23 protein-coding genes are annotated in these 26,994 nt (G+C 40.1%); 7 read left to right on the plus strand and 16 right to left on the minus strand.

The window, feature by feature from the left end; all coding sequences use genetic code 11:
- Positions 1-4: 4 nt before the first annotated feature.
- The 3 genes from PR767_RS09070 to PR767_RS09080 are packed head-to-tail and all read right to left on the minus strand — an operon-like array spanning position 5 to position 3,704.
- A complete protein-coding gene (locus tag PR767_RS09070; protein WP_272520194.1) occupies positions 5-820 on the minus strand; it encodes a dimethyl sulfoxide reductase anchor subunit family protein in 816 nt (271 codons plus the stop codon).
- A gap of 2 nt (positions 821-822) precedes the next feature.
- Positions 823-1,371, minus strand: a complete 549-nt coding sequence (locus PR767_RS09075; protein WP_272520195.1) for a 4Fe-4S dicluster domain-containing protein — start codon at positions 1,369-1,371, stop codon at positions 823-825.
- A gap of 2 nt (positions 1,372-1,373) precedes the next feature.
- Positions 1,374-3,704 (minus strand): molybdopterin-containing oxidoreductase family protein, encoded by a 2,331-nt coding sequence (locus PR767_RS09080; protein WP_272520196.1) that lies wholly within the window; start codon positions 3,702-3,704, stop codon positions 1,374-1,376.
- 207 nt (positions 3,705-3,911) lie between these two features.
- Between PR767_RS09080 and PR767_RS09085 the strand changes: the two genes are divergently transcribed.
- Positions 3,912-4,601: a helix-turn-helix domain-containing protein gene (locus PR767_RS09085; RefSeq protein ID WP_272520197.1), complete on the plus strand. Its 690-nt coding sequence runs from the start codon at positions 3,912-3,914 to the stop codon at positions 4,599-4,601.
- A 79-nt stretch (positions 4,602-4,680) separates the two neighbouring features.
- On the opposite strand, the gene tmaR is transcribed toward PR767_RS09085, so the two are convergent.
- The gene (gene tmaR / locus PR767_RS09090; RefSeq protein WP_004253179.1) at positions 4,681-5,013 is read right to left on the minus strand and encodes a PTS system regulator TmaR; all 333 of its coding nucleotides are present in this window, start codon (positions 5,011-5,013) and stop codon (positions 4,681-4,683) included.
- 124 nt (positions 5,014-5,137) lie between these two features.
- Positions 5,138-6,421 carry an MFS transporter gene (locus PR767_RS09095; protein WP_004911868.1) on the minus strand — a complete coding sequence of 428 codons (1,284 nt, stop codon included), beginning with the start codon at positions 6,419-6,421 and terminating at the stop codon, positions 5,138-5,140.
- Positions 6,422-6,771: 350 nt separating this feature from the next.
- Between PR767_RS09095 and sbcB the strand changes: the two genes are divergently transcribed.
- The gene (gene sbcB / locus PR767_RS09100; RefSeq protein WP_109911592.1) at positions 6,772-8,199 is read left to right on the plus strand and encodes an exodeoxyribonuclease I; all 1,428 of its coding nucleotides are present in this window, start codon (positions 6,772-6,774) and stop codon (positions 8,197-8,199) included.
- A 71-nt stretch (positions 8,200-8,270) separates the two neighbouring features.
- Here sbcB and dld read toward each other — a convergent pair whose 3' ends face one another.
- The 9 genes from dld to yieE form a co-directional block, all read right to left on the minus strand.
- Positions 8,271-10,010 (minus strand): D-lactate dehydrogenase, encoded by a 1,740-nt coding sequence (dld, locus tag PR767_RS09105; RefSeq protein ID WP_272520198.1) that lies wholly within the window; start codon positions 10,008-10,010, stop codon positions 8,271-8,273.
- Positions 10,011-10,310: 300 nt separating this feature from the next.
- Positions 10,311-11,696, minus strand: a complete 1,386-nt coding sequence (locus PR767_RS09110) for an APC family permease (protein ID WP_109911590.1) — start codon at positions 11,694-11,696, stop codon at positions 10,311-10,313.
- On the minus strand, positions 11,686-11,898 hold the full coding sequence (locus PR767_RS09115) for a hypothetical protein (RefSeq protein ID WP_004253162.1): 213 nt from the start codon (positions 11,896-11,898) through the stop codon (positions 11,686-11,688). Before PR767_RS09115 ends, PR767_RS09110 begins: the two co-directional genes overlap by 11 nt.
- A gap of 360 nt (positions 11,899-12,258) precedes the next feature.
- Positions 12,259-14,241, minus strand: coding sequence for a ligand-gated channel protein (locus PR767_RS09120; RefSeq protein WP_004911880.1), 1,983 nt, complete (start codon positions 14,239-14,241; stop codon positions 12,259-12,261).
- Between the two features lie 258 nt (positions 14,242-14,499).
- On the minus strand, positions 14,500-15,288 hold the full coding sequence (locus PR767_RS09125) for an ABC transporter ATP-binding protein (protein ID WP_094960415.1): 789 nt from the start codon (positions 15,286-15,288) through the stop codon (positions 14,500-14,502).
- A complete protein-coding gene (locus PR767_RS09130; RefSeq protein WP_004911884.1) occupies positions 15,282-16,376 on the minus strand; it encodes a FecCD family ABC transporter permease in 1,095 nt (364 codons plus the stop codon). Before PR767_RS09130 ends, PR767_RS09125 begins: the two co-directional genes overlap by 7 nt.
- A gap of 19 nt (positions 16,377-16,395) precedes the next feature.
- Positions 16,396-17,532 (minus strand): ABC transporter substrate-binding protein, encoded by a 1,137-nt coding sequence (locus PR767_RS09135; protein WP_272520199.1) that lies wholly within the window; start codon positions 17,530-17,532, stop codon positions 16,396-16,398.
- 247 nt (positions 17,533-17,779) lie between these two features.
- Positions 17,780-19,270: an amino acid permease gene (locus PR767_RS09140; protein ID WP_004911886.1), complete on the minus strand. Its 1,491-nt coding sequence runs from the start codon at positions 19,268-19,270 to the stop codon at positions 17,780-17,782.
- Between the two features lie 406 nt (positions 19,271-19,676).
- Positions 19,677-20,540, minus strand: coding sequence for a DNA-binding transcriptional regulator YeiE (gene yieE / locus PR767_RS09145; protein WP_004911888.1), 864 nt, complete (start codon positions 20,538-20,540; stop codon positions 19,677-19,679).
- A 193-nt stretch (positions 20,541-20,733) separates the two neighbouring features.
- On the opposite strand from yieE, the gene PR767_RS09150 reads away from it, so the two are divergent.
- A complete protein-coding gene (locus tag PR767_RS09150) occupies positions 20,734-21,813 on the plus strand; it encodes a YeiH family protein (RefSeq protein ID WP_272520200.1) in 1,080 nt (359 codons plus the stop codon).
- A 100-nt stretch (positions 21,814-21,913) separates the two neighbouring features.
- Positions 21,914-22,759, plus strand: coding sequence for a deoxyribonuclease IV (gene nfo, locus PR767_RS09155; RefSeq protein WP_272520201.1), 846 nt, complete (start codon positions 21,914-21,916; stop codon positions 22,757-22,759).
- Between the two features lie 72 nt (positions 22,760-22,831).
- Here nfo and fruK read toward each other — a convergent pair whose 3' ends face one another.
- Complete coding sequence (gene fruK / locus PR767_RS09160) at positions 22,832-23,767, minus strand: 1-phosphofructokinase (RefSeq protein WP_272520202.1); 936 nt, start codon at positions 23,765-23,767, stop codon at positions 22,832-22,834.
- Positions 23,768-23,931: 164 nt separating this feature from the next.
- Here fruK and PR767_RS09165 point away from each other — a divergent pair, with 164 nt between their 5' ends.
- The 3 genes from PR767_RS09165 to yeiP all read left to right on the plus strand — a co-directional run bounded on the left by PR767_RS09165 (position 23,932) and on the right by yeiP (position 26,500).
- Positions 23,932-24,369: a nucleotide triphosphate diphosphatase NUDT15 gene (locus PR767_RS09165; RefSeq protein ID WP_272520203.1), complete on the plus strand. Its 438-nt coding sequence runs from the start codon at positions 23,932-23,934 to the stop codon at positions 24,367-24,369.
- 161 nt (positions 24,370-24,530) lie between these two features.
- A complete protein-coding gene (mtr, locus tag PR767_RS09170; protein ID WP_004911904.1) occupies positions 24,531-25,775 on the plus strand; it encodes a tryptophan permease in 1,245 nt (414 codons plus the stop codon).
- A 152-nt stretch (positions 25,776-25,927) separates the two neighbouring features.
- Positions 25,928-26,500 (plus strand): elongation factor P-like protein YeiP, encoded by a 573-nt coding sequence (gene yeiP / locus PR767_RS09175; protein ID WP_004911909.1) that lies wholly within the window; start codon positions 25,928-25,930, stop codon positions 26,498-26,500.
- Between the two features lie 137 nt (positions 26,501-26,637).
- On the opposite strand, the gene PR767_RS09180 is transcribed toward yeiP, so the two are convergent.
- Positions 26,638-26,982, minus strand: a complete 345-nt coding sequence (locus PR767_RS09180) for a hypothetical protein (protein WP_004911913.1) — start codon at positions 26,980-26,982, stop codon at positions 26,638-26,640.
- Positions 26,983-26,994 lie beyond the last annotated feature (12 nt).

Genomic DNA, 26,994 nt, shown 5'->3' on the forward strand with positions numbered 1-26,994 from the left:
ATTTTTAGAACCAAGGTGCTTGGGTCATCACCGAACCATAAAACAAGGCTCTGCCAGCTAACTCTCCGCTAAACATCGCCAACATTATCAATACAAGTAAGACTACGGATGGTCGCTCCTTGTATACTTTTATCGCCATAATGCAAGGCAATATCATACTCATCACTACCTGCCACCACAGCAAGTAGCTCCCGCCTTGGCTTGCAGGTAATTGTAAGCGAATAATCTGTGCAATTAATACCAATGCAACACCTATCAGTACGCCGACTTTAATTGTCGATAGTAATGGCTTGCCTTGCCCAATAACAAATAAGGCCACTAGACTAAAACCAAGGACAATTGCACTGCCTATAAACGCGAGTTGTGTTGCCGGTGTATGCCATAATGGATGAGCAACCATTTGATAATAGACTTGCGCCGTGACAAGTATAGCGGCTAATCCACCAATCCCACTGATCCAGCCTAATATCGTGTTACGCGTGTTTACTGTGGGTTGCAACCAGCAAGATAGAGCCCACAAAGTGATAACACCATTTAATAATACAAATGTCACTGCCTCGCGACTTAGCCATGAATGACTTAACCCCAGAACGGAACGGTATGCTTCGAGAGGTACACCTAAATGCCCCATTGACATCGATGAACCAATAACTTCAATCAGCCATATCAATAGCACTGCGCGACGTAATACAGAACCTGATAATAGAGATTCTTGACTGGCTTTCATTTGATAAATGGTTAATGCGAGAACAGCACCAATCCCCCACTGGCTCATCACTGTAAAAAATACTAGAGGGAGTTCCATATGTTTAATATCCATGATTAGTCCTCCATCCCAATGATCACAATATTTGGACGACTAATTGTGTGATCGGGCATGTTGTAACGCTGTTCCAGAACCGTCCAGTTTGTCGTGTGTTTTTTACGTAGTTCAGTGATATCACCAAACTCAATGGCACCTGTAGGGCAAGACTCCACACACCTTGGCAATAGGCCTTCATCTAACCGTTCCGCACACATATTACACTTGCTGGTTTTCCCTTCTGCAGGGTCAAAAACCGGGGCATGATATGGACAAGCCATAATACACATCTGGCAACCAATACATTTCTCATGATCTTGCACGACAATACCGTCTGCCCGTTTGGTATAGGTGTCTGCTGGGCAAACTTTTAAACATTGTGGGTCATCACAATGGTTACAAGACATCGTAATAAATGCTTGAGTATTCGGTGAGTCATCATTGAATTCGCGAACTCGACGCCACAAGACGCCCGGCGGAGTCACATTCTCAGATTTACAAGCCATTGAACAAGTGCGGCAACCATAGCAATCTTTTGTATTTATTAAGAAACCATATTGCTTGACCATGATTAAGCCTCCCTTCTTACATCAACTAACGTACTATTACAGCAGTGTCCCGTTCCCAAATGTTCAACTTGGTCATTCGTGACATGACTGCTGCTCCCCCCCTGTTGTTCCCACCAGCCGTTATCCAGTGAAATTACGCCTTTTTTAATATGCGTTGTCACGACAGCAATGGCTCGGTGTTCTCCTCGGTCATTAAAGGTGATCGCCCATTCTCCATCTTTAATGCCTCGTGATTTAGCATCTTCTGGGTGAATCAAGACATTCGGCTGGTTTCGTTGTACTTCAAGGATCCATTCATTCATTCCATGACTTGAATGCACACTACGCGCTAACTTGCGCTGAACCGCCATCAAAGGATACTTTTTGGCTAATTCAGGTGAACCTTTAACAGACTCGGTCACTTGGTAGTAAGCGACGACAGGTGAAAAATTTTTCTTTTGCCAATCTTCAACAAACAAGTGTGCTTTTTTGGTTGATGTTCTAAAAATACCGTCTTTGAATGGGATCCAATCCCCTTCTACCGGGCGCACAGGGCCTTTTTCTAACATTTGGCGAGTAATACCAGAACCGACTAAACAGGCATCAATATAGTGCTCTATTGGCTTATTAAATACGTCGCCAAAACCGAAACGTTCTGCTAATCGGGCAAAAATCCAATAGTCGGGTTTTGCTTCACCAACGGGTTCAACGGCTTGTTCCATTAATTGAACATATTGGCTACGTACTCCCGCCATCAAACTGGTATCTTCAAAAATAGTGGTCACTGGTAAAACTAAATCAGCATATAAGGCTGTTGAGCTCATGAGATTATCTGCTACTACAACAAATGGAACTTTTTTTAGTGCTTCGCGAACCTTGTTGGTATTCGGCAATTGGGTCATAACCCCCATCGTCATAATCCACCAGAAATTAATCGGATGAGGCTTGTCATTGACGATAAAATCGCCAACTTTCGCAACAGGAATGGGAGGAATATTTTTCACATTCGGTGCCGGTGGCACTATTGGGCTGAAGTTAGCCATTTGCCGAGCTCCACCAGCATCACAAACACCCGCCCCTCGTTTACCTATATTCCCAGTCAATAAAGCGAGATAGAACTGGCTTCCTGCGACATAAGCGCCATGTTCGGTTCGTTGTGCTCCTGACATATTTTGCACAATCATTGAAGGAGTTATTGATGAGTAATCCCGAGCAAGACGTACAATAGTTTCCGCTGGAACATCCGTTTCTTCACTGACCCGAGCAATATCCCAATCTTTTGCTTGTTGGTAAATTTGTTCAAAAACAGTGGTATAACTCAAATTTTCAGGAAGTTCATGTTGAAAAAGTGCCGGTTTAATACCCGGTGAATCATGGCGAACTAATTGTTTGCTTAATGTATCGAAAACTAAATAGCTGTCCTTATCATCTTTGTTTTGCCTAACTTGTTTTTGGTCCGCATCAACCAAATAAACCGCGCCAGTATGAGCCCTCAAGAAATGTTCATCTATCCGGTTTTCTTCAATAATGATTTTAATCATACCTAAAGCAAGCGCGGTATCTGTCCCTGGAATAATCGGTATCCACTCGTCTGCTTTTGCAGCTGTTTCACTAAAACGCGGGTCAATCACTACTAATCGAGCGCCATTTCTTCTCGCTTGGTTATAATTTTTAAAATAGGCTTGCATCGTAACAGCTGGGTTATTGCCCCAACACAGGATATAACGGCTATCCGCTATCGTATCGCGGGTATCTGCATACCTCAGGCCGAGCATCGGGATCATCGCAGCTGTTACAGCAGAGCAACAAAGTGAACCCGCTTGTTTCGTTGAGCCGCCTAAATAATCAAAGAAAGCCTTCCCCATATCATTTTTAATCGAGTCCATATTTCCGGCATGAGTGGAAATAAACAACCCTTCATTACCATATTTATCAATGGTCTCTCTGATATTTTTTTCAATAAGATCCAGCGCCTCATCCCAACTTATCGGTTTGAATTCAGCTTTACCTTTTTCGCCTACTCGTAGTAATGGTGTTTTGATGCGTTGATCATGATAGACCCATTTAGTTCGACTCATACCTCGCAAGCAACATTTGACATTAAACCCTTCCGTCGCCTGAATTTTCATCAGCTTACCTTGGTAGGTATATGCGGTTAGGTTGCAATGCAAACACTCCATTGCACAAGTTGACCGAAATGTTTTGTAGTCCGACAGTTTGAGCCGCACTTTAGGTAAGGGTTGATTGCTGTTTCCTTGTGCATAAGAACAGGGTGCGATACTCGCCAACCCTACAACGCCAAGCCCTTTGAGTAGAGTTCGGCGTTTCAAACGTAGTGAATTTATCGTTTTCATTATAGTAAACCTCGACATTGCCTTCATAAGTACACTATATATATACTCCATTCACTAAAGATGAACTTGAGTGGCGTCAATAATTCTATCTATTTATAGGTAATATCGTACTACCGCTTTCGGATTACTTTTTTGCTTTGTCGGGTCGTTAGCAGCACAAGGCAACTCATGGTAAAATTTCAGAACTTGTTAAACTGAGGTTTATGTATGTCTACTCTGCAAGGTGTTAATTCTGTTGATATAGCCGTAAGCATTTTAAATTATATTGCTCAAAATGGGGGCATTGCACGCGCAGCGGATATTTCAAAAGGTTGTGAGATATCAAAAAGCCGTTTACATAAATATCTGGTTTCACTGTGCCGTACACAAATGCTGTACCAAGATTCTCAAACTAGCCGTTATGGTTTAGGCCGCAATTTAACCTTCTTAGCTAATTTTGTTAAACCTGAAGACTCTTACATCGAAACCATTAACAATAGTTTGATTCAATTTCGCGATGAACAGAACGTCTCAACAGGTATAGCCACGCGTTTAGGGAAAGCGCTTTCTTTAGTGAAATATAATCGTAGCTTCAAAAACATTGAAATTGACTTTTTACCTAACACGCCATTGCCTGTCGTAAAAAGTGCTGCTGGGCTGATTTATTCTGCATTTGATAACCAATTTGGTTCGAATTCCTATTCGCAGGACGAAATTAATAAAGTTATCCAACAAGGCTATGCCATCCGTTACCAACCAACTGAAGGAATTCCCGGAGCGCAATCTATTGCTTGTCCTGTATTTAATGGCGAAGGCCAGCTTGTCGCAGCAGCAGTGACGATGGGATTTATTGCAGAAAATGAAATGGAAAGGTTAGCAACCGCATTAATCAAACAAGTTAATAGGTTAAATTTATAATCACTACGTGCGGTCAATGCTATCTATCAACTCAAGTCAAAAACAATAAAGCCGAGATGACCTCGGCTTTACGTGGTAATTATTTCACATCAATACGCGGTAATTCACCCATCTCTTTGAGCTTTTTCGATATTTCACGACGTTCTTTGGAGAGCTCAGCGTTCTTGATAATATAATCATCAACACGATCATCATAATCACTACGCATATTCGCAATAATTGCCTGAATATCTTCAATCGACATACCTGGTTTTATATATTCACTCAAGTTATCCAGCAGCAAAACACGCTTCTGGTTATCACGAATTTTTTTCTCATTGTCGGTGATTTCACGACGAATTTTATTTTTGCGACGAAACATACGCACAAATTCCAGAACATTTTGGAAAGACGGCTTGTTAGCGTTGTCCATGTTTAAAACCCTCTAGTCAATATTCAAAACGCATTATCTATTAACACAATACAATCTAATCCTATTGAGTTACAAGCCCGTTTCGCATATTTATCAAATTATTCCGCTGAAAATTGATTTCACTTTATACTTTAACGACCAAATTTTCGGAGTGATCTTGATTACATTTATTTGTTTGATCTTTTTCTCTGATTTCTTGATGGCCTGCCCCATCACCTCTGAGACAAAATGCAGATAATATCGTCGTAATAATAACAAATATCCCCATGACCAGATAGGTATCAGCAAAACCAATTTTATCATACCCCCAACCCGCTAATGGCGATAAAATACTTGCAACGACAGAGCTCATGCAACTAAAGCCAACCAAATAAAGTGTCGATGACAAACGTTTATCGAAATGAAGGCTGTTATATTTAAAAATCGCGACTAACAGAATCGGGAGCTCAACGGCATGCAGTAATTTCATTATCGATATCATAATCGCGCCATCAACTAGGCCTGAACCAATAATGCGTAGAGCCATGACAGAACTCGCAAACAGCAATCCATTTTTAGCACCAATTCGGTTGACGATAAATGGCGCTAAAAACATTCCTCCTGCCTCCAAGAAAACCTGCAATGAATTTAGATAACCGTACATCTCATTACCTAATTGCTCACTTTGAAACTGATGGGCAAAATACACCATAAATTGCTGGTCATACACACTGTATATACAGGTACCTAATACAAACAATATCAAAGCCCAAAAATGGGGCTGTACAAACAATTGCAAAGCATCTTTCACAGTGATGGCTGAAGGTTTACCATGTTCAAGGCTATTATAGGCATCTGCGTTTGCCGTTTTTAAATTCAATAAAATAACTAAAAATAATAAGCCTGAAACGGTTGCCATGATAAAATTGTAATCAGGGTTCAGGTTAATATTACGCCCAGCAAAAAACGTTGCAGTCGCCCAACCCAATGAGCCCCACATCCTCGCTTTTCCATATTCAAAATTACGTAATCGGCTAACTCGCTCTGTATAAGATTCAAGTACACCAATGCCCGCATGAAAAGTCATGCCAATAAACAAACCACCAATAACACTACCCAAAAACACATTCCATCTTAGCAACGTACCGAAAACCATAAAAAATGGCCCAGATGAAATCAGTAGAACTGCAATAAATAACAGTAAATTTTTTCGTAATCCTAATTTATCTTGCATAAACCCATAGAGTGGCTGTGCGCAAAGTGCCACAATCGAAATACAAGAGAAAATAAATCCTGTATCCGCCCCATCCAAGCCAACATATTTACGCAGCCAGATTGCGACGACAGAAAACGTTGATGACCACGTGAAAAAGAAAAAAAACAATAATGCACTCAAAGAGGCATAATACTTTCTTGAGCCACGATTCATATTTCATCACCTATCAAAAATTATCTTGATGAAATGTTAAGGTTAACATTAATTTCAAACCACAAAATAGCCTGTTAATTGTGATGTTAATCACTAATGTTAACGTTAACAATTGATATATGTGATATCAATCACGATATACTCTCGCAAATTAATGACGAATGTCTGCTGGGTAAAAGATTTCATCAAATCATCCAAGTTATGCGGCTCTCAATCTCACCCACTCAATATCAGATAGCCTTAGTTTAGCTTTTACGGTAGATAAGGTATCATTAATCAACAAGGTATAGTGAATAGCAATAAATTAACCACTATCAATCTACTATATAATCATCAAAATGGTGAAAACGTTGCAAGATAATAAAAAACAACCGACCTTTTTTATTCATGACTATGAAACCTTTGGTAAGCGCCCTGCTCTCGATAGGCCTGCGCAGTTTGCAGGCGTTCGCACTGACCTTGATTTTAATATCATTGAAGAACCCGAAGTTTTTTATTGTGCTCCGGCTGATGACTATTTACCGCAACCTGAAGCCGTCATGATCACTGGGATCACCCCGCAAGTCGCATTATCTCAAGGCATAAATGAAGCCGAGTTTGCTAAACGAATTCATGCGGCTTTTAGTGTCCCTAATACCTGTATTATGGGCTACAACAATATTCGTTTCGATGATGAAGTTACGCGTAATATTTTTTACCGAAATTTTTACGACCCATATGCATATAGTTGGCAACAAGGAAATTCGCGTTGGGATTTACTCGACACTTTGCGTGCCTGTTTTGCGCTTCGCCCTGAAGGTATTCAATGGCCAGAAAATGAAGATGGTTTACCGAGTATGCGTTTAGAACATTTGACCAAAGCAAATGGGGTTGCTCATGAAAATGCACATGATGCAATGTCTGACGTTTTAGCGACTATAAATATGGCAAAACTGTTGAAAGCCGCTCAACCGCGAATGTTCGATTACTTTTATCAGTTAAGAAATAAAAATAAAATAAGTCAACTTATTGATATTGTAGAAATAACACCATTAGTTCATGTCTCTGGTATGTTTGGCGCATTGCGCTCTTATGTCAGTTTAGTCGCTCCACTTGCTTGGCATCCCGATAACAAAAATGCCGTTATTATGTGCGATTTATCTGCCGATATCTCACCATTAATTGAGTTAGACGTTCAACAATTACGTACCCGATTATATACGCCTAAAGCTGAATTGGCGGGCGCTTCTCCCGTTCCTGTAAAATTAGTTCATATTAATAAATGCCCAATTTTAGCGCCAGAAAAGACACTGCGCCCAGAAGATGCACAGCGAACAGGTGTTGACCGTGACTTATGTATGCGCAATCTGGAAACCTTACGCAAGCACCCTGAAATTCGTAATAAACTAATTGAGTTATTTAGCGAGCCTCAAATATTTGCAGAGTCAGATGATGTCGATACACAAATTTATAATGGTTTTTTCAGTCCTTCTGACCGCTCAACGATGGATATTATTCGTGAAACTTCCCCACAGAACTTACCTGCATTGGAATTAAGTTTTGAAGATAAGCGCATGAAAGAACTTTTCTTTCGCTATAAAGCACGTAATTACCCTGCAACCTTATCTTATGATGAGCAGCAGCGCTGGTTACAGCACCGTAGAGACTACTTTAATGAAGAGCGTTTAACAGAATATATGCAACAAATACAGCTATTACTTGTAGAGCATCAACATGATGAAAAGCGTTGCCAGCAATTAAAAGCATTGATTAATTATGCGAGAGACCTCGCCAGCTAATTTAGTCATAAAAAAGCAGATATTGAAATGCTTACCAATACCTGCTTTTTTTCATTTATATGACACGTGCCTTAATGGTCATGAGAATGACCGCAACCACAATCCCCTTCCCAATTTTTGCGTTTAGTTGTTTTACCTAAACCGGGGTTCATTGTATTTGTTGGGTCAGATTGCTTATAGAACGATTTCAACTGTTCAGGGGCTTTATATAAATGACCTACGTTATGCTCTGCAGGATATTGAGCGCCTCGTTCATCTAACAAAGCTAACATTTTTTCTTTTAGCTCTTTCGGGTCTACGCCTTTTTTCAATACATAATCCTGATGCATAACATGGCACATAAAGTGGCCACAGTATAATTTATGCACCAATAACTTTTCAATTTCTGGTGGTAACGTTTCAAACCAATTTCTATCATTGCGGCGTAATGCGATATCAAGAGGTAAAACATCTTCCACATCTTTGTTGTGGACAGCATGATAACGAACCGCAGAACCCGCAGCAGCAAAACGATGTAAAAATGCTTTTGCTCCCTCCTCGGGTGTACATTCAAAATAGCCGCCATCTGCGCTTGAAAAATAAGATTTTAGCCAAACTTTAGCTTCATCAATGCCGTCTCCAGCCATTTTTAACATTAAGTGGTGTTCGTAACGATCACGGAACTCTTTCATACGAGGCGGCAAATGGGAGGGCCATAATTTACTGAGAGCCTGCATAGTACGGTCAATCAGATTTGATGGCAGGAATGGGACTTTATTTAATACCGCATCAATTCGCCCTTTAATGGTGAAAAACATTGGCATTTTGTCAGTGCCGAATTTATCAATCATTAAAAAGGTATCTTTGCCATAAACTTCTGCAATATCGAAGCAACCGCGATGCATATATTCACCTGCTACTGGCAGGTTTTTAAATTCACTCAAAATATAACGACGGATATCTTCCAAAACATTTGGATTATTAGAACCGATATAAAATACCTGTGTTTTTTTATCTGCAGGGAAAGTATCTAAGCGAACAGCAAATACGGCTAATTTTCCAGCGCACCCTGATGCTTCAAATAGACGGCGTTCATCAGCATTAAAGCGTGATGGTGTATCGGCATCAACATCACGAACGCGTTCTGCATATTCGTGATCAGAGGCTAATTTATCGCTAACTTGTACGTCTTCACTGCTATAACCGCGATTTTGCAGATTTGTCAGAATTTCTTCTGGGGTGTCCCCTAAATCGATACCAAGATGATTTACCAATTCTACTTTGCCATCATCATTGACTCGACCATAGAGAGCCAGCTCCGTATAAGCAGGACCTCGGCGTACTAGCGACCCACCAGAACTATTACAAATCCCCCCAACTACAGAAGCACCAATACACGAAGACCCAATCAAAGAGTGCGGTTCGCGCCCTAATGGTTTTAAGATTTTTTCCAGATCGTACAAAGTGCTTCCCGGCATCGCAACCACTTGGTTAAATTCTGGTAAAACTTGAATTTGGTTTAATTTCAATGTACTAATGATGACGATATCGCGATCATAATCATAACCGCTCGGTGTTGACCCTTCGGTTAACCCTGTATTCGCTGCTTGCATCAGGACAATTTTGTCCGCTTCAACACACGCCTTGAAAACATACCATTGTTCGAGCAATGTTGTTGGAAATACAACCGCGATTGCATCCCCCATACCAGAGCGAAAGCCTTTGCGATAACGTTCTGTTTTATGCGGCTCTGTTAAAATATTTTTTTTGCCAACAATATTCCTAAGCGTCAGTAATAACCGTTGATTCTCAGGTTTCTTTGCATCATTCATTTGTGTGCCTTATTAATCGAATTCGTAATTATCATAGTTATGCATTATGTGTTGTAACAACAATATCACATAATATTATGATGTTAATAGGCTACACGCTTTATCTTAAATAATTCTTAACGGGTAAAAAAATAGCGCCTCAAGGACGCTATTTGAACAATTCTAATTCTGAGTATATTCAAAATAGTTCGTGTTGTAGCAAGGCGCCGAGCAAAACGAGCATGGGGAGCATACATAAGTATGTGACCCATGTCGTTTTGAGAACGCAACGCAGCTACAGCGCGAAATATGAAGAATATATTAGATGTCGCTCATTTGCGGCATAGGACGCTTAAACATACGCGTTAAAACAGCCATATAAACTAAACCAACCGCAGTCCAGACTAAACCATATACCATTGAATCTTCTTCAATATTTAGCCATAACACACAGACTGTTAATGTCCCTATGACAGGCAAAATCAAATAGTTAATGATATTTTTAGCCCCAGTCATACGGCGTTCACGAATAAAGAATTGGCTGATAACCGAGATATTAACGAAGGTAAACGCGATTAGTGCACCAAAGTTAATTAATGCAGTCGCAAAATCCATTTCAAACCAGATAGCGCCTAGTGCTAAGAAACCAACCATTAATACGTTGTATGCAGGAGTGCGCCACGTTGGGCTAACATAACCAAATACTTTTTCTGGGAATACCCCATCACGCCCCATTACATACATCAAACGCGCACTACCCGCATGAGCCGCCATACCTGACGCTAATACCGTAACACATGAGAACACCAGAATGATTGACTGGAAGAATGTTCCAGCAACAAAACGCATAATATCTGGTTGTGTTTCATTGATATTCTTAAAGCGTGATACATCAGGGAAGTATTGCTGTAAGAAGAAAGAAACGGTAATAAAGATAACCCCACCAATTAACGCAGTTAAGAAAATAGCACGCGGGATAACTTTACCCGCATTTGGCGTTTCTTCTGACAATGAGCTTAATCCATCAAAACCTAAGAATGAGAAACAAAGAATTGTCGCCCCAGCTATCAGCGGGATCACTTCGGTTTTTTCATTAGCAAATGGGTTAAAGGTCCAAATTTCTCCTGTACCTTCACCGTTAGTGACACCGTGGATAACAAGCCCAGTAAACACAGCCATGACACCAACTTGGATAATCGCAATCACGGTACTTAAGTTCGCTATTACGTTGATACCGCGTAAGTTTGCTGCCGTCATTAATATGACTAGACCCACAACAAAAATCGCTGGTTCAACATTAGGGAAAATATCTTGTAAATAAATTTTAGCCAATAAGATGTTGATCATTGGCATAAAAATATAGGACAGCAAGGATGTCCAACCCACCAAGAAGCCAATATGAGGGCTCATTGATTTTTGGGCATAAGTGTACGCTGAACCGGCTGATGGGAAACGTTTCACCAATTTACCGTAGCTCAGAGCAGTAAACAGTATCGCAGCAAGTGCAATAATGTATGAAGTTGGAACATGTCCACCGGTTTTATCTGACACCATTCCGAAGGTATCAAATATCGTCATTGGCTGGATATACGCAATACCGATCATCACTACTTGCACCAATGTTAAGGTTTTTGCAAGTTGTACGCGGTTATTCGCACCCGTTTGATTGTGACCGATGTCTAATGGAATTGGAGTATTATTTTGCACGTCTAAGCCCTCCCATAACTTTCGATTGCATACTACTTCGGCTTAATCGACAGTTACTGGGAAGACTTTGCATCTGCCTATAGGCAGAGAAAAACGAAGAAAGGGAGAAAGGCGTGTGAGCGAAGCCACCGAGAGCCCCGTAGTCATCGATACGGCAGCCACCAGCGCCTGGCCCTGCTGCGAATGCGAAAAAGTAAGCCATAAAAGCATTCCTCAAATCGGTAGCGAAAAATGTTTGCTACACGTAAATATTAAAATTATCTCTCCGGCTCTATGTCCGGCCCCGCTAGAATGAACGTTCCTAAAAACAAAAAAACCGATGCTTCATTTGATTAAGCATCAGTTATTTTTTAGTTCGCGCATTTTGCACGCCATAACTCGAAATAGCAAGTTAAATTGTTAACAAATCACCCTATTTTCCATGAGAAATTTTGATTATTTCTGACTTTTTGCCATATCTGCTTATAACCTCTTTTTCTTATGATTTTTATCAGGTTTTAATCAACAAAAAACCCTTTGGTAGAAGCCAAAGGGTTTGGATTAATCGAAATTATTTTTTCGATTAGAAGTTGTAGTTGATACCGATATTGTAGCGACGGCCTTCTAATTCAGCACCATAAGTCGCATTATCGATTCGGCGATCTAAGACGTTATATACGCCACCAACAATGTTCGCATTCTTGTTAAGCTGATAACTTGCACCTAAATCAAACAAAGCATAAGATGCTGTACCACTTGACATTTTTTGTCCACGACCTTGGTATTCAGAGGTTTTTCCACGGAAATTCATACGCGTCCATGTTTCTAAATCTTCAGTTGTTTGCCATGTCAGTGTGGAGTTAGCCATATGTTTAGGCTGCTTATTTAATGGCTTACCTTTATTTACACCACTTTTTTGTTCAGTATCAGTATAGGTGTAGTTAGCTGCAAAACTTAAGTCATCCACAATACGCCAGTTGAAAGTTAGTTCAACACCGCGCATTCTTGCTTTATCAACGTTCGCTTTATCGCTAATGAAACGATACGGTTGGTTAGGTTTGTCACCTTCACCATCTTGAGCTACTGTACATGCTCTTACTGTGCTACTATTTTCTTCACAACGCCTAACTTCAGTAATTTTATCTTTAAAGTCAGTGTTATAGATAGTTATCCCCGCAGTAATATTATCTTGATTGTTCCAGATAACACCAATTTCTTCGGTCACACTTTTCTCTGGTTTTAAGTCAGGATTACCATAAATAACGGCATTACCTGCATTACCACCTGTTGCTTGTCCCCAGTTTGCAGACGATTCACGCAAGCTTGGTGCTTTGTAACCTGTAGTTACCCCACCTTTAATTGTCCATTGTTCATCAGCATGCCATACACCATACAAACGTGGAGTCCAGTGTGAACCGTAGTTTTCGTCTTTATCCATACGAATACCACCCGTTACCGCAAAGTCATTGGTCATTAACCATTCATCTTCTGCGAATAACGCCCAGCTATATCGTTCAAGCTGATTATACTGTTTAAATTTATTACCTTCGTCTTTCAATTTCTCTTTACGATATTGACCACCAATACTTAAACTATGATCCCCCAGTAAAAAGACACTTTGATTACGGAAAACAAGGTCTTCTGCCGTCATTTTACGACCTGGGTTTTTTGTCTCATCGTATTGAACATAGGTATCTGTTGATGCAATATCATAGATACCCGTATGGGTTAATGCCATATGAGTCAACTCATATTTGCTAAAACCGCTACCGTCGCCTCTTTTGCTGGTATAACCCTCACGGTCATCACGGTGTTGGTTATCACGTTTAAATTCTGCATCGAAGGTATTTTTGTCATCTGGGGTCAACGATACCGTTGCTCCACCACTCGCCATGATTTGGCGGTTAAAACCATTAATGATTTTATCTTCACCACGATGTGAATATTGGCCTTGCAGTTTTACACCTAATAACCCATCAATTAATGGGCCTGAGGTGTAAAAGCTGCCTTGCCCTGTATTCCCTGAATTTTTACGTTCAGTGAGTGTAGTGTCTGCACGTAAACTGGTCGTCCACTCTTGTTGTACGCGACGAGTGATAATATTAATTACCCCTCCCATCGCATCTGAACCGTACAGCGATGACATTGGGCCACGTACCACTTCAATACGTTCAATAGCTGGTAATGGTGGTAACCAACCTTGTTCAATACCAGAGCCATCACTATTTGGGCGAGTTGTACGTGTGTCAACACGTTTACCATCGATTAAAATCATGGTGTATTTAGCATCCATACCACGGATGCTGATGTCTGAGCTACTGCCGCCACCGGTCACTAAAACACCCGGTACATCTTTTAATGCGTCAGTCACATCACGGTAAGCTTTAGTTTCGAGTTGTTCGCGCGTCACAACAGAAATAGACGCAGGTGCATCTTCAATTTTCTGTTGGTAGCCTGATGCTGTTGTTACATAGATTTTATCATTACTATCATCAGCAAATGCAGGCGCCGCAGCAATAGCCGCAATAATGCTAATTGCCACTTTTCTTTTATTAAAAACAACCATTCCCAACTCTCCAAGAGATATTTTGTTTTATATATGAATTGATTTGCTCACATTGATTTCATTGAATCAAAAAATATTTTTATTATTTAGGCATTTAAATACCCATAGGAAATTCATGGTAAAAAACCATTTTATAATTTAATTAAATTTCCTGTGGGTAATTACTATTAATTAAGATTTGATTTTTTAATATTGCGCCCTCTATATTTTATTTAATGTGCTTGCCAAGTGCTGCAAGCACACTATTCTATTACTATATTAACTTGCTAATTTATCAACCAGCCCATCTATTAGGACTTGTGGCACACCTTGCGAACAACGTTCAATACGACCCCGCACGCCATAAACCTCAGCAAGGCTTTCAGGGGTAATAACCTCAGCGGGTTCGCCTTGAGCAATTAAATTGCCTTGTTTCAACATTAATACATGTTCCGCATGTTTGAGCGCAATATTAATATCATGAACCACCACTACCGTTATTATATTTCGACGTTTCGTCTCTTTCGCAACTAAATCCATCACATGATATTGGTAATTTAAATCCAGCGCACTTAACGGTTCATCTAATAACAATAAGTTGGGTTGACGAATTAAAGATTGTGCCAAACCCACTAATTGTTTTTGACCACCTGAGAGTTGGTCTAAATAACTTAACGCCAAATGCTCAATACCCAATTGACGTAATAACCCCATCACTTCGTCTTTACTATTCTCATTGCTCAAACCGCCTGAAGCACGTTGAGCAACAATCACTGACTCTAAAACATACAGGTGCACACCAGCAGGTAATGTTTGCGGTAAATACACCACATTTTGTGCTCGCTGGGCAAAACTCTGTTGGGTTAAGTCTTGACCATCCAGTAATAACTGCCCTGTTGCCTTATTTAACCCCGCCAACGAACGCAATAATGTGGATTTGCCACTACCATTTGGCCCAAGTAATACCGTGATCTTGCCGCGAGGCAAGATATCCGTCGATAGGTTCTCAATTACGGGACGTTTAGGGTAACCTGCATTAAATTGGTTAATAATCAGGCCACTCATGATACGTTCCCTCTATGACGCAAAATAATACTTAGGAAGAACGGTACACCAACCAACGAGGTCACGATCCCAACAGGGATAATCACACCCGGAATAATATTCTTCGACGCTATTGAGGCCATGGATAAAATTAACGCCCCAATTAATGCACTTGCAGGCAGATAAAAACGGTGATCTTCACCAAAAATCAACCTTGCTATATGTGGCGCAACTAAACCAATAAAGGCAATAGGACCGACAAATGCCACTGCTAGCGCCGATAAAATACTAATGCGTAATAACGTTGTTAACCTTAAACGGCGCACATCAATACCGAAACTGATCGCCCTATCCTCACCCAATCTTAAAGCCGTTAGCTTCCATGAACTCATCATGGCAATTGGGAAAATAAGTGCGAAAACTAATGCCATCACCCCAAGTTTCACCCAAGTCGCTTTTGATAAACTGCCCATCGTCCAAAAGACTAAACCCTGCAAGGTATCTTCTGTTGCGATGAATTGCATCATGGAAACCAATGCATTAAAGGTGAACACAAGCGCAATACCAAACAGTACGACACCTGAAGTTGCTACACGCGTCCAACGAGTGACTGCGTCTAACATCAGTGCGGCTAACAGGGCAAAAATAAAGGCATTGGCTGATATCACCCATTGGTCAGGCACGCCTGGAATTGCAATACCAGAAACAATCGCTAATGCGGCACCGAATGCTGCTGCATTAGATACCCCTAATGTAAATGGGCTCGCTAACGGGTTATTGAGGATTGTCTGCATCTCAGCACCCGCAAGCCCTAATGACATGCCAATCACCACGGCCATCAATGCGTAAGGCAAGCGAATGTCCCAGACAATGACACGCGTTCCTGCATCAACCGACTCTGGGGTCATCAACGTTTGCCATAAGCGCTCAAGAGATAACCCTGAAGGCCCCAAGGTAAAATCTATAACCAGTGATAATAAAATTGCCGCGATGATAACAACTATCCATGTCAATCGACGGCGTAACATAGTTTGATAATGCTGTTTTACATTATCGTCAGCCTGAATAGCCGCTTTTTCAGCCGTAATCATTGGCTCGCTCGTAATACTCATCAACTCTTACCCGTTTTCATTACTTTTCGCTGACCCAATATACACCGGTTGGTTCGATGGCGAGAAACTCTCGATGCAATTCTTCTAGTGTTTTTTGCGGTTCTAGATCGGCAAATTGTTCTGGGTAGAACCATTTGGCGAAAACTTGCGTCGCAATCACATTGTATGGAGAGTTATAGTAATTGTGCCAGATAGCATAATCTTGCTTATCTTTTACGGCTGATAACGAGCTAATCCCTTTACGTTCAGTAATTTTTTTCAGGCTTTTTTGTACATCTGTTAATGTGCTTTGTGCGCCTAATTGAACGCCGGCATCTTTACTACCCGGTGCTTTTGCACCAGATGCAATGTAAACATTTGGGTCTGCTGCAATAATTTTCTCTAAGTTCATCGTACCAAGCGCGCCCGGCAAAACACCTTTAGCAATATTTTTACCACCAGCTAAATCAATAAAATTCCCCATATTTCCATCGCCAGCGGTACCACAGCAATCTTCAAAAGCACCAGCGCGTAATTCAATAAAAACACTTGGTTTTTTATCTTCTGGTATTTTCGAAGTAATATCAGTGACTAATTTTTGGTTTCTTTCGTAAAAATCGACATATTTATTTGCCGCCTGTTCGCGGTTCAATGCTTTACCAAGTAAACGCATGCTTGGTAAAGTGTTTTCCAGTGGTTTATCACGGAAATCCACAAATACGACAGGTACACCAGCTTTTTCGAGCTGGTTAACTAATTCACTATTTTTACCCGGCCCATGGCCTGACAAACCAAAAATCGCAATATCTGGATTTAGAGTTAATACTTTTTCTGAACTGACGCTATCTGCACTGGTATTACCAATTAATGGAATGTTATCAATTTCAGGAAATTTCGCTTTATAAACAGCATAGGTTTGCGGGTCTAGTTTTCGAAGGTCACCTTGCCAACCTACAATTCGCTCAATGGGTTTATCACCTTCTAGCAGAGCTATTGCACTAAATAGGCGCCCTTCGCCTAATAAAATGCGATTAACATTATCAGGAACCTCAACGGTACGACCTGCAATATCAGTCACTGTTACAGCCCAAGCGCTCATACTGGCACTTGCTAATAACGCTAAACTTATTCCTTTTACTACCGACCTAGCTACAGACTTCTTGGCTACCGACGACATAGTATTAAGCTCCACTCTTAACCTCATTGACTTACTTTTTTTATGCGGTAACAATAAAGCAAATAAGAATACTTATCAATACGATTATTAGTTTAATCATGGCTTTCATCAATAGAATTCTGTGACCATCATCGTAAACCTAAACATTCAGCCTATTTTACCGCCAAAATGCAGGTTTATTGCGCTATATATAAAAAAACAGCACCCTATTAAGAGTGCTGTTATTGATGATAGATATTTAAAAAAACTATTTATCTAAATTTTCGCGGTAACTTGGAAAGCTCATGTCTTTATAACGGATAAACGTCGTTTTCTTCGCTATCTTATAACCAAACCAAATTGCTAAAAATAACGGAATTCCAATATAAGTTGCGGTAACCCCTACCCAATCAATTTTATCTTCTAAAAAAGCTTGGTAGTTTTGACCCAACGTGATTGTTAAGCACAAAATAAAGGCAAAAATAGGACCGATTGGGAAAAAGCCTGAACGATAAGGTAAGTCATTAAGATCTCTCCCTTGTGCAATATAGCCCCTACGGAAACGATAATGGCTAATGGCAATACCTAACCAAGCAATAAACCCTGTCATCCCCGATGTATTTAACAACCACAAGTACACCGTTTGGTTGCCAAACATGGAACTTAGGAAACATAACCCTGCAACAACCGTCGTTGCTAACAATGCATAACGAGGTACGCCACCTTTAGATAAACGGGCGAAAATACGCGGAGCCTTACCTTCTCGGGCTAAGGTATACAACATACGCGTTGATGCGTACATACCGGAGTTACCTGCAGATAATACCGCTGTTAAAATAACCGCATTCATTACTGCTGCCGCAGATAATAAGCCTGCATTTTCAAATACTAAAGTGAATGGGCTTACACTAATATCTTTGACATCATTACGCAGTAAGTTTGGATCAGTGTAAGGAATGATCAAACTAATAATTAAGATTGCAAAGATATAGAATAACAAGATACGCCAAAATACTTTGCGCACGGCTTTTGGAATATTTTTAGCGGGGTCTTTCGATTCACCCGCAGCAATACCGATTAATTCAGTTCCTTGGAATGAGAACCCAACTATCATTGCCACACCAATCATGGCTGAAAAACCACCAGCAAAAGGCGCATCACCAATTTCCCAATTATGCCACCCGGCATTTTCCGCACCGCTCATGATGCCAAAAATCATTAATACGCCGACAACAATAAAAATGACGACCGTGGTGACTTTTATTAATGAGAACCAGTATTCAGCCTCACCAAACCCTTTAACCGAGATGAAATTCAGTAAGAAAATAATGGCAAGGAAAATGGCGCTCCAAATCCAACCGGGGGTATCTGGGAACCAGTAAGTCATCACTAATTGAGCGGCAACTAAGTCAACTGCAATGGTCACAGCCCAGTTGTACCAATAGTTCCACCCAAGCGCAAAGCCAAAGCCTTCATCGACATATTTTGCACCATAGGTTGCAAATGAGCCTGAAACGGGCATATATGCGGCTAACTCACCTAGACTGGTCATCAAAAAGTAGACCATTAAACCAATGATAGCATAAGAAAGGAGTGCTCCACCGGGGCCTGCTTGTGCAACCGTTGCCCCAGAGGCAACAAATAAACCTGTACCGATGGACCCACCGATAGCAATCATCGCAAGATGGCGTGCCTTTAACTCACGGCGTAGTCTTTGTGGGCCGCCCTGCGAGATAGTATTGGTATGTTGTTCTGACATTTGTTCCCTGCATTTTATTATTCAGCTAATATCGCAGGGATTCTAGCAAAATAGACTGTGAGAACTAAGCAACTCTTCACTGTTATAAGATACCTTCATAATTCACACAAAATTATAAGTAAAATGCGTTATCTCAAAAAATTCAGTATACCCTCTTAATAAGAGGACGACGTCTTATTTTCTTTATCGTGTCAGTAGCGGCAAATGTGACTGTTCAAGGCACATAAAAAGTGCAGCCAACAACGCGATAGCCTATCACAAGTGCAACACATTCACTGCAATCCTCTATAGCTTTTAGCGTGTCGCTAGGCGGCAATTGAGACTATCCAAGGAGCATACATTAGTATGTGACTTGGGTCGTCGATTGCAGCCAACAACGCGACAGGTTAAAAGATGACGAGGATTTTTAATTACAGTAAGACAGAAGGTTAGTAATCGCATTCGAAAGATGCTTTTGCCGATGATAAATCAAATATAGCGTTCTTTCTAAATGAAGTTCATCTATTTTTAGTTCAACTAGAGAGCCATTTTCTAATTGCTCTTCGATCACCCGACGAGATAAACAACTTATACCTATTCCATAACGAACTGCATGTTTGATAGCTTCTGAATTCCCTAGCTCCATTAAAATATGAAAGCCAGGAAGATGTGCAAATAATAATTGGTCGAGCACGTCCCGCGTACCTGAACCTCTTTCACGCAAAATCCAAGGCGCATCACGCAAATCTTTTAAAGAAACTTTTTTATTCGCCAGTGGGTTTTGGGGTGAAACAAAAATAACGAGTTCATCTTTTAGCCATGCTTTTGAAATTAACTCAGGGCTATGACAAACGCCTTCGATTAACCCAACATCGGCTCTAAATTCCATGACTGCTTTAATAATTTCTTCTGTGTTACTGATAAAAAGCTCTAAAGGAATATCCGGATGGTCATGACGGTAACCCGCTAAGACTTCTGGTAAAATATAATTACCAATCGTTGTACTTGCTGCAAGACGCACTGCGCCCATCTCTTTTTTAAATAGTTGCTCGACTTCTAACCCTTGCTCTAATAATGCTAAAGCTTTGGGATATAGCAGCCTTCCGTGCTCATTCGTAACAAGTCGTTTACCCACACGGTCAAATAATTGAACGCCTAATTGACCTTCTAAATCCGTTAGCGACGCGCTGACAGCCGATTGTGAAAGCGCTAATAACTGAGATGCCTGCGTCGTGGAGCCACTTTTTAATACTTCCGTAAAAACCTCAAGTTGCCTAAGTGTAATTCGCATAAAGGTAAGCCCCAACGTGATTTTTAGTATTTGTAATAATAATGTTAATATTAACGATTTATTCGCAATATTCCAGAAGAAACTTATAATCTATTTTGGTGGTAGATTATATAAAGATAATCAATTTAAATTATTATTGATTTTGTTATATCCTTATTACTAAATCTTATAAGCGGTAATAAAGAGTATTATCATGAATAAAAGTGACACCAACACCCTTGAGCAGAATAGCCTAAACCCTATATTTAAACTCATACCAGGTGTTATTCTAGCGGGTATTCTAACTGCTATTGCAATTTACCTCGGTGACCAACCCTGGTTTATGGATATTGGTTTAGGTGCATTAACTCTCGCAATATTATTAGGAATTATTGTCGGGAATACTTTTTACCCCGTAGCCAGTCAATCTTGTGATGCTGGCATTAAATTTGCCAAACACTATTTTTTACGTGCCGGGATTATTTTGTATGGCTTTCGCCTTACTTTTCAACAGATCACTGACGTAGGCGCTACTGGTGTAATTATTGATGCTTTAACATTAACATCGACATTTTTATTAGCGTATTGGCTAGGCAAAAAAGTGTTCGGTCTTGATGAAGAAACAACATTATTAATTGGTGCTGGCAGTAGTATCTGTGGCGCAGCCGCGGTCATGGCAACTGAGCCTGTCGTTAAAGCTTCTGCGAGTAAAGTCGCTGTTGCCGTTTCAACTGTTGTTATCTTTGGTACAATTTGTATCTTTGTTTACCCTTGGATTTACCAATTAAACGCGCACTTTGGTTGGTTTCCGGCAACAGAAGAAACCTTTGGAATTTACATTGGTTCAACAGTACATGAAGTTGCACAGGTTGTTGCAGCAGGCCATACAATTGGTACAGACGCAGAAAATGCCTCTGTTATTGCCAAAATGATCCGTGTCATGATGCTTGCGCCATTTTTAATTATTTTATCTGCGTTTTTAAGCCGTAAAACGGCTGCAAACCAAACAACAAAGACCCAAAAAAGTAAAATTACTATTCCTTGGTTTGCTGTATTTTTTATTGTTGTCGCAGGTTTTAACTCACTCAATTTACTGCCTCAGGCATTAGTACAGCAAGTTATTGCTTTGGATACCATTTTACTTGCTATGGCAATGGTTGCTTTAGGGTTGACTACCCATGTTAGCGCTATTCGCCAAGCGGGCATTAAACCATTGCTAATGGCGTTGATACTGTTTGTTTGGTTGATAGTTGGCGGACTCTTAATTAACTTACTGATTCAAAACATTTTTTGATCTACATTCTCCTCGTTTTTAGCCACCTTAACCGGTGGCTTTTTTGTTGATTTCATTTATTCGCTTATTAATGGCATACTCCAATAAAAAGGAGTCAAAAATGAAATATATTGGAGCACATGTCAGCGCCTCTGGTGGTGTTGACCAAGCCGTTATTCGCGCACATGAAATCAACGCAACCGCTTTTGCATTGTTCACAAAAAATCAGCGTCAGTGGAAAGCTGCACCACTTAACGAAGAAGTGATTAAAAAATTTAAAGATAACTGCAAAAAATATGGATACGGTAAACACCAGATCCTGCCCCATGACAGCTATTTAATCAATTTAGGTCATCCTGAATTTGAAGCTCTAGAAAAATCTCGGGTCGCTTTTATCGATGAAATGCAGCGCTGTGAGCAATTAGGTATTGATTTACTTAATTTCCACCCAGGTAGTCATTTAAACAAAATTGAAATTGACGACTGTTTAGCGCGGATTGCTGAATCTATTAATATCGCGCTTGCTGAAACCGAGGGAGTGACTGCTGTCATTGAAAATACGGCAGGGCAAGGTACTAACTTAGGTTTTGACTTTACACATCTCGCAAAAATTATTGATGGGGTAAAAGATAAAAGCCGTGTAGGTGTGTGTATCGATACTTGTCATGCTTTTGCCGCAGGTTATGACCTACGCACTGCCGAAGATTGTGACAAAACATTTGGCCAATTTGCTGAGATTGTCGGGTTTGAATTTCTAAAAGGAATGCACCTTAATGATGCGAAAAGTGAATTTTCCAGCCGTGTCGACCGCCACCATAGTTTAGGTGAAGGAAATATTGGTTTTGCACCATTTACTTACATTATGCAAGATAACCGCTTCGATGGTATCCCTTTGATTTTAGAAACCGTAAACCCCGATATTTGGCCACAAGAAATTGCGTGGTTAAAAGCACAACAAAATAATTAGCGATTTAGCCTACTTTCTAATAACAAAAACCCCCGCATTTATCATATGGGGGTTTTATTTGAACTGAATGACCTATAACGATTTCATTTCAATTTTTGCCATCATATCCGCTAATTTATTTCTATTTTTTAAGCCGACATCTGGCTGGGAAACTGAGAGTGCAGAAATTGCAGTCGCCATACGTAAGGTATGCTCACTGGACTCACCATTGAGTAGCCCGTAAGCTAGCCCTGCCACCATCGAGTCACCAGCCCCAACCGTGCTTATCACTTCACAATATGGTGGTTTAGCTAGCCAAGAACCCGAAGCATTAACCCACAGAGCCCCTTCTTCCCCTAGCGATATGACAACATGGGAAATGCCTTTATCTCTTAATTCATGGGCTGCAGCTACGACATCTTGTAAGTCTGGTAGTTTTCGACCAACCCAACTTTCTAGCTCATGACGATTAGGTTTTACTAGCCATGGTGACGCTTTTAAACCCGCCTTTAAGGCTTCTCGACTGCTATCAAAAATAATACATGGGCATAATTGGCGAAGGCGAGTCATCCACCGAGTAAATTCTTCTGGATCAATACCACTTGGCAAACTTCCGCTAACCACAACCATATCAAAATGGCCAAGCCAATTGAGTGATTCTGTCGAGAAACGGTTCCAGTCTTCTTTGCTGACCTCAAAACCTGAAAAGTTGAAATCAGTCGATTCCCCATTGTTTTCCGTGAGTTTTACGTTAATTCGTGTTCGTCCTGGCACCATACTAAAGCGGTTAGCCATGCCATTTTCACTGAAAAAATGTTGGAATTCTTCTTGGTTATCCTTTCCCATAAAACCACTAACAGTGATATCAATACCTAAGTCACGGAGTACTTTTGCGACATTGACTCCTTTACCACCCGCATTGAGGCTAGCGGTTTTGACTAAATTGACTTCACCAACTTCGATTGTAGAGCATAAGCCCACAAGGTCGTAAGCAGGATTTAATGTAATTGTAGCAACCCGGCGAGTCATAACCACTAATCTCCCTTATCATGATTATCGTGTCTTTAAATTTAAGTATAGTTATAACATTAAAGCATATTGTTTTCAGTGATATTTGTACTTTTTCCTGCTTGTTTTTCTACAAGATTATGTCAGGATCAGCGCGCTGAAAAATAAAATAATAAGGAGAATATATGTCTGAGCCTGCTTACGTCGTCGTTGGTGTCGGTGTGCTAATCACTAACAAGTATGGGCAAATTTTGATAGGTAAACGCAGTAGTAAACATGCGCCCTATTGGTCCATTTTCGGCGGACATGTCGACCTCGGTGAATCTTTTGAAACCTGTGCAATTCGCGAAATAAAAGAAGAGATAGGTATTGATATCCAAGCCCCCACTGTTTTTGGCATCAGCAATAATTTACAAACTCACCAACAAGAAGGTAAACACACCGTTTCTGTTTGCATGCATGTTGAATATGACGGTGATGTTGAGCCTCAAATTATGGAACCAGATAAATGTGAAAGCTTAATGTGGGTTTCACCAGACAAACTCCCAGAACCGCATTTTGAGGCTAGTCGCAACGCGGTTGACCTCTGGCTAACACAACGTTTCTATCGCCAAAACGCCTAATTAATTGTAAGCGTACAAACATTCTCGCGTTGTACGTTTATTATCCATCCCTTTCTAATTACTCATTTTTCCCTGTTTTATTCTATTTACTATATTTACAATACTTCATGCTTGCCGTATCATTTAGCTAGTACAGTGAAACAATATATTTAGGAGCCACCATGGCTATTGATGGAACAACACAACAAAAAAATCCTTCTATATTAGGAGGTGCTATGATCATTGCCGGTACCGCAGTGGGTGCTGGTATGTTTTCTATTCCTATGGTGACTTCTGGCGTATGGTTCACAGGCTCCGTCATACTGTTGATTTATACCTTTATTTGCATGTTACTTTCTGGGTTAATGATTTTAGAAGCCAATATGAATTACCCTGCGGGCGCTAGTTTCCATACGATGGTTAAAGATTTGTTGGGTTCGACATGGAATTCAATTAATAGTTTATCCGTCACCTTTGTGCTTTACATACTTACTTATGCCTATATTTCTGCGGGTAGCTCTATCATCGCAGCGAATTTGTCAGAAAAAATACAGATACCTCAAGCAGGTGCTGGCTTTATTTTTGCCTTCATAGTGGCTTTTTTTGTATGGCTTTCTACGCGTGCTGTCGATAGGTTAAGCACTATTTTAATTGGTGGAATGGTAATCACCTTTATTATGTCAATCGGTGGAATGGTTTCAACTGCATCTCCAGCTATCTTATTTAACCAAACTGAACAAGGTGAAAGCCAGTATCTTCCATATGCCTTAGCCGCATTACCTTATTTATTAACTTCATTTGGTTATCACGGTAATGTGCCAGGATTAGTAAAATATTATAATAAAGATAGCCGCAGTGTTGTTAAGAGCCTCGTCTATGGCGCAACCATTACCGTGGTTATCTATATTTTGTGGCAGTATGCGATTCAAGGAAATATTCCAAGAACTTCATTTATTGAAATCAGAGAAAATGGTAATAATATTGATGCATTACTGACCCAAATGAATATTTCCACCCAAAGCAGTTTTATTTCTCAGTTTTTGAACCTGTTCTCCTATATGGCTTTAGCGAGTTCTTTCTTAGGTGTGTCTTTAGGGTTATTTGATTTTATCGCTGATTTTTTCAAATTTGAAGATAACAAATTTGGCCGCCTTAAATCCATTTTAGTCACCTTTTTACCACCAACGATACTCGCTTTAATTTTTCCTAATGGGTTTATTTATGCGATTGGTTTTGCAGGGTTAGCAGCGACTATTTGGGCTGTCATTGTCCCTGCCCTGATGGCGAAAGCAAGCCGTAAACGCTACCCTAACAACAGTTATAAAGCACCAGGAGGGACCTTTATCATTGGCTTCGTGATCCTCTTTGGGTTAATTAATGCGGTTGCTCATTTATTGTCGCTATCTGGTTTACTTCCTATCTATTAACCATTCGAGTATGAATATAACCTACAGGTTATATTCATACTGATATTTATCTAAAAATTTTTCACTGAAAATTGACTTCAGCATCTTGCCTAATTCCTTATCTGCGAGTAATTTTGTCGCACTCTTTTTGACAACCCTAAAGAAGGTTATTTATGGCCAAGGCCAACGAAATTAAACGTGGTTTAGCAATTAACTACAATGGCAAACTATTACTTGTAAAAGACATTGATATTCAAGCACCTAGCGCTCGTGGTGCAAGTACGCTATATAAAATGCGCTTTACTGATATCAAAACTGGCCAGAAAGTTGAAGAGCGTTTCAAAGGCGATGATATTTTAGAAACCATTTCGCTAACACGCCGTGGAGTGAGTTTTTCTTATATTGATGGTGATGAATATGTCTTCATGGACAATGAAGATTACACTCCTTACATTTTCAAAAAAGCGGATATTGAAGAAGAATTACTTTTTATTCCTGAAGAAGGGTTACCAGGAATGCAAGTATTAACAATGGATGGACAAGTTCTTGCATTAGAGCTACCACAAACGGTTGATATGGTGATTGTTGAAACAACACCTGCAATTAAAGGCGCATCAGCAAGCGCACGGACTAAACCCGCAACCATGGCTACAGGACTAACAGTCCAAGTCCCTGAATATTTAACCAGCGGAGAAAAAATTCGTATTCATATCGCCGAGCGTCGTTATATGGGCCGTTGTGACTAATTTTTGTTTTTAATTTGATAGAAACAATTTTTTATATGCCTATGAAGTTACTGTTCATAGGCATATGTCATTAAAATTAAACATTGCATACCCTTCTCATATTAGTTTGCTACATTCAATTCTTATTCAACTCAAGATTAATCGTATTTTATTGTATAAATACCTAAGGTTTTATCTTTATTAATCCAATTAAATTGTTGAGTACCTTTTTGATTCGGAAGCAACATTTCTTTATTTTTTAATTTACGAATATCTGCAGATGCAGTTTCCAATTTACCATTATCATTCCAGCATTTAGTTTCAACTTTATTAGCATTCGCTTCGACAACACAAGGTGATGCAACTATGGCACCAGTAAATCGAATAACGCCTGTACTACTGCGTTTCGTCTCACTATTTTCTGACGCAACGATTGAAAAACTTGTGCTTAATGCTGTTACTGCCAGAAAAGTCATGACCATTTTTTTTACTGAGCTATTCATAATGAAATCCCC

The organism is Providencia sp. PROV223 (genome assembly GCF_028479245.1).
In the GTDB taxonomy this organism is placed as follows: Bacteria; Pseudomonadota; Gammaproteobacteria; order Enterobacterales; family Enterobacteriaceae; genus Providencia; species Providencia rettgeri.

What these genes read in the sequence shown, in the direction of transcription:
- PR767_RS09070 (WP_272520194.1), bottom strand. Translation starts at nt 820, where the DNA reads ATGGATATTAAACATATGGAACTCCCTCTAGTATTTTTTACAGTGATG.
- PR767_RS09075 (WP_272520195.1), bottom strand. Translation starts at nt 1,371, where the DNA reads ATGGTCAAGCAATATGGTTTCTTAATAAATACAAAAGATTGCTATGGT.
- PR767_RS09080 (WP_272520196.1), bottom strand. Translation starts at nt 3,704, where the DNA reads ATGAAAACGATAAATTCACTACGTTTGAAACGCCGAACTCTACTCAAA.
- PR767_RS09085 (WP_272520197.1), top strand. Translation starts at nt 3,912, where the DNA reads ATGTCTACTCTGCAAGGTGTTAATTCTGTTGATATAGCCGTAAGCATT.
- tmaR (WP_004253179.1), bottom strand. Translation starts at nt 5,013, where the DNA reads ATGGACAACGCTAACAAGCCGTCTTTCCAAAATGTTCTGGAATTTGTG.
- PR767_RS09095 (WP_004911868.1), bottom strand. Translation starts at nt 6,421, where the DNA reads ATGAATCGTGGCTCAAGAAAGTATTATGCCTCTTTGAGTGCATTATTG.
- dld (WP_272520198.1), bottom strand. Translation starts at nt 10,010, where the DNA reads ATGAATGATGCAAAGAAACCTGAGAATCAACGGTTATTACTGACGCTT.
- PR767_RS09115 (WP_004253162.1), bottom strand. Translation starts at nt 11,898, where the DNA reads ATGGCTTACTTTTTCGCATTCGCAGCAGGGCCAGGCGCTGGTGGCTGC.
- PR767_RS09120 (WP_004911880.1), bottom strand. Translation starts at nt 14,241, where the DNA reads ATGGTTGTTTTTAATAAAAGAAAAGTGGCAATTAGCATTATTGCGGCT.
- PR767_RS09130 (WP_004911884.1), bottom strand. Translation starts at nt 16,376, where the DNA reads ATGAGTATTACGAGCGAGCCAATGATTACGGCTGAAAAAGCGGCTATT.
- PR767_RS09135 (WP_272520199.1), bottom strand. Translation starts at nt 17,532, where the DNA reads ATGTCGTCGGTAGCCAAGAAGTCTGTAGCTAGGTCGGTAGTAAAAGGA.
- PR767_RS09140 (WP_004911886.1), bottom strand. Translation starts at nt 19,270, where the DNA reads ATGTCAGAACAACATACCAATACTATCTCGCAGGGCGGCCCACAAAGA.
- yieE (WP_004911888.1), bottom strand. Translation starts at nt 20,540, where the DNA reads ATGCGAATTACACTTAGGCAACTTGAGGTTTTTACGGAAGTATTAAAA.
- PR767_RS09150 (WP_272520200.1), top strand. Translation starts at nt 20,734, where the DNA reads ATGAATAAAAGTGACACCAACACCCTTGAGCAGAATAGCCTAAACCCT.
- nfo (WP_272520201.1), top strand. Translation starts at nt 21,914, where the DNA reads ATGAAATATATTGGAGCACATGTCAGCGCCTCTGGTGGTGTTGACCAA.
- fruK (WP_272520202.1), bottom strand. Translation starts at nt 23,767, where the DNA reads ATGACTCGCCGGGTTGCTACAATTACATTAAATCCTGCTTACGACCTT.
- PR767_RS09165 (WP_272520203.1), top strand. Translation starts at nt 23,932, where the DNA reads ATGTCTGAGCCTGCTTACGTCGTCGTTGGTGTCGGTGTGCTAATCACT.
- mtr (WP_004911904.1), top strand. Translation starts at nt 24,531, where the DNA reads ATGGCTATTGATGGAACAACACAACAAAAAAATCCTTCTATATTAGGA.
- yeiP (WP_004911909.1), top strand. Translation starts at nt 25,928, where the DNA reads ATGGCCAAGGCCAACGAAATTAAACGTGGTTTAGCAATTAACTACAAT.
- PR767_RS09180 (WP_004911913.1), bottom strand. Translation starts at nt 26,982, where the DNA reads ATGAATAGCTCAGTAAAAAAAATGGTCATGACTTTTCTGGCAGTAACA.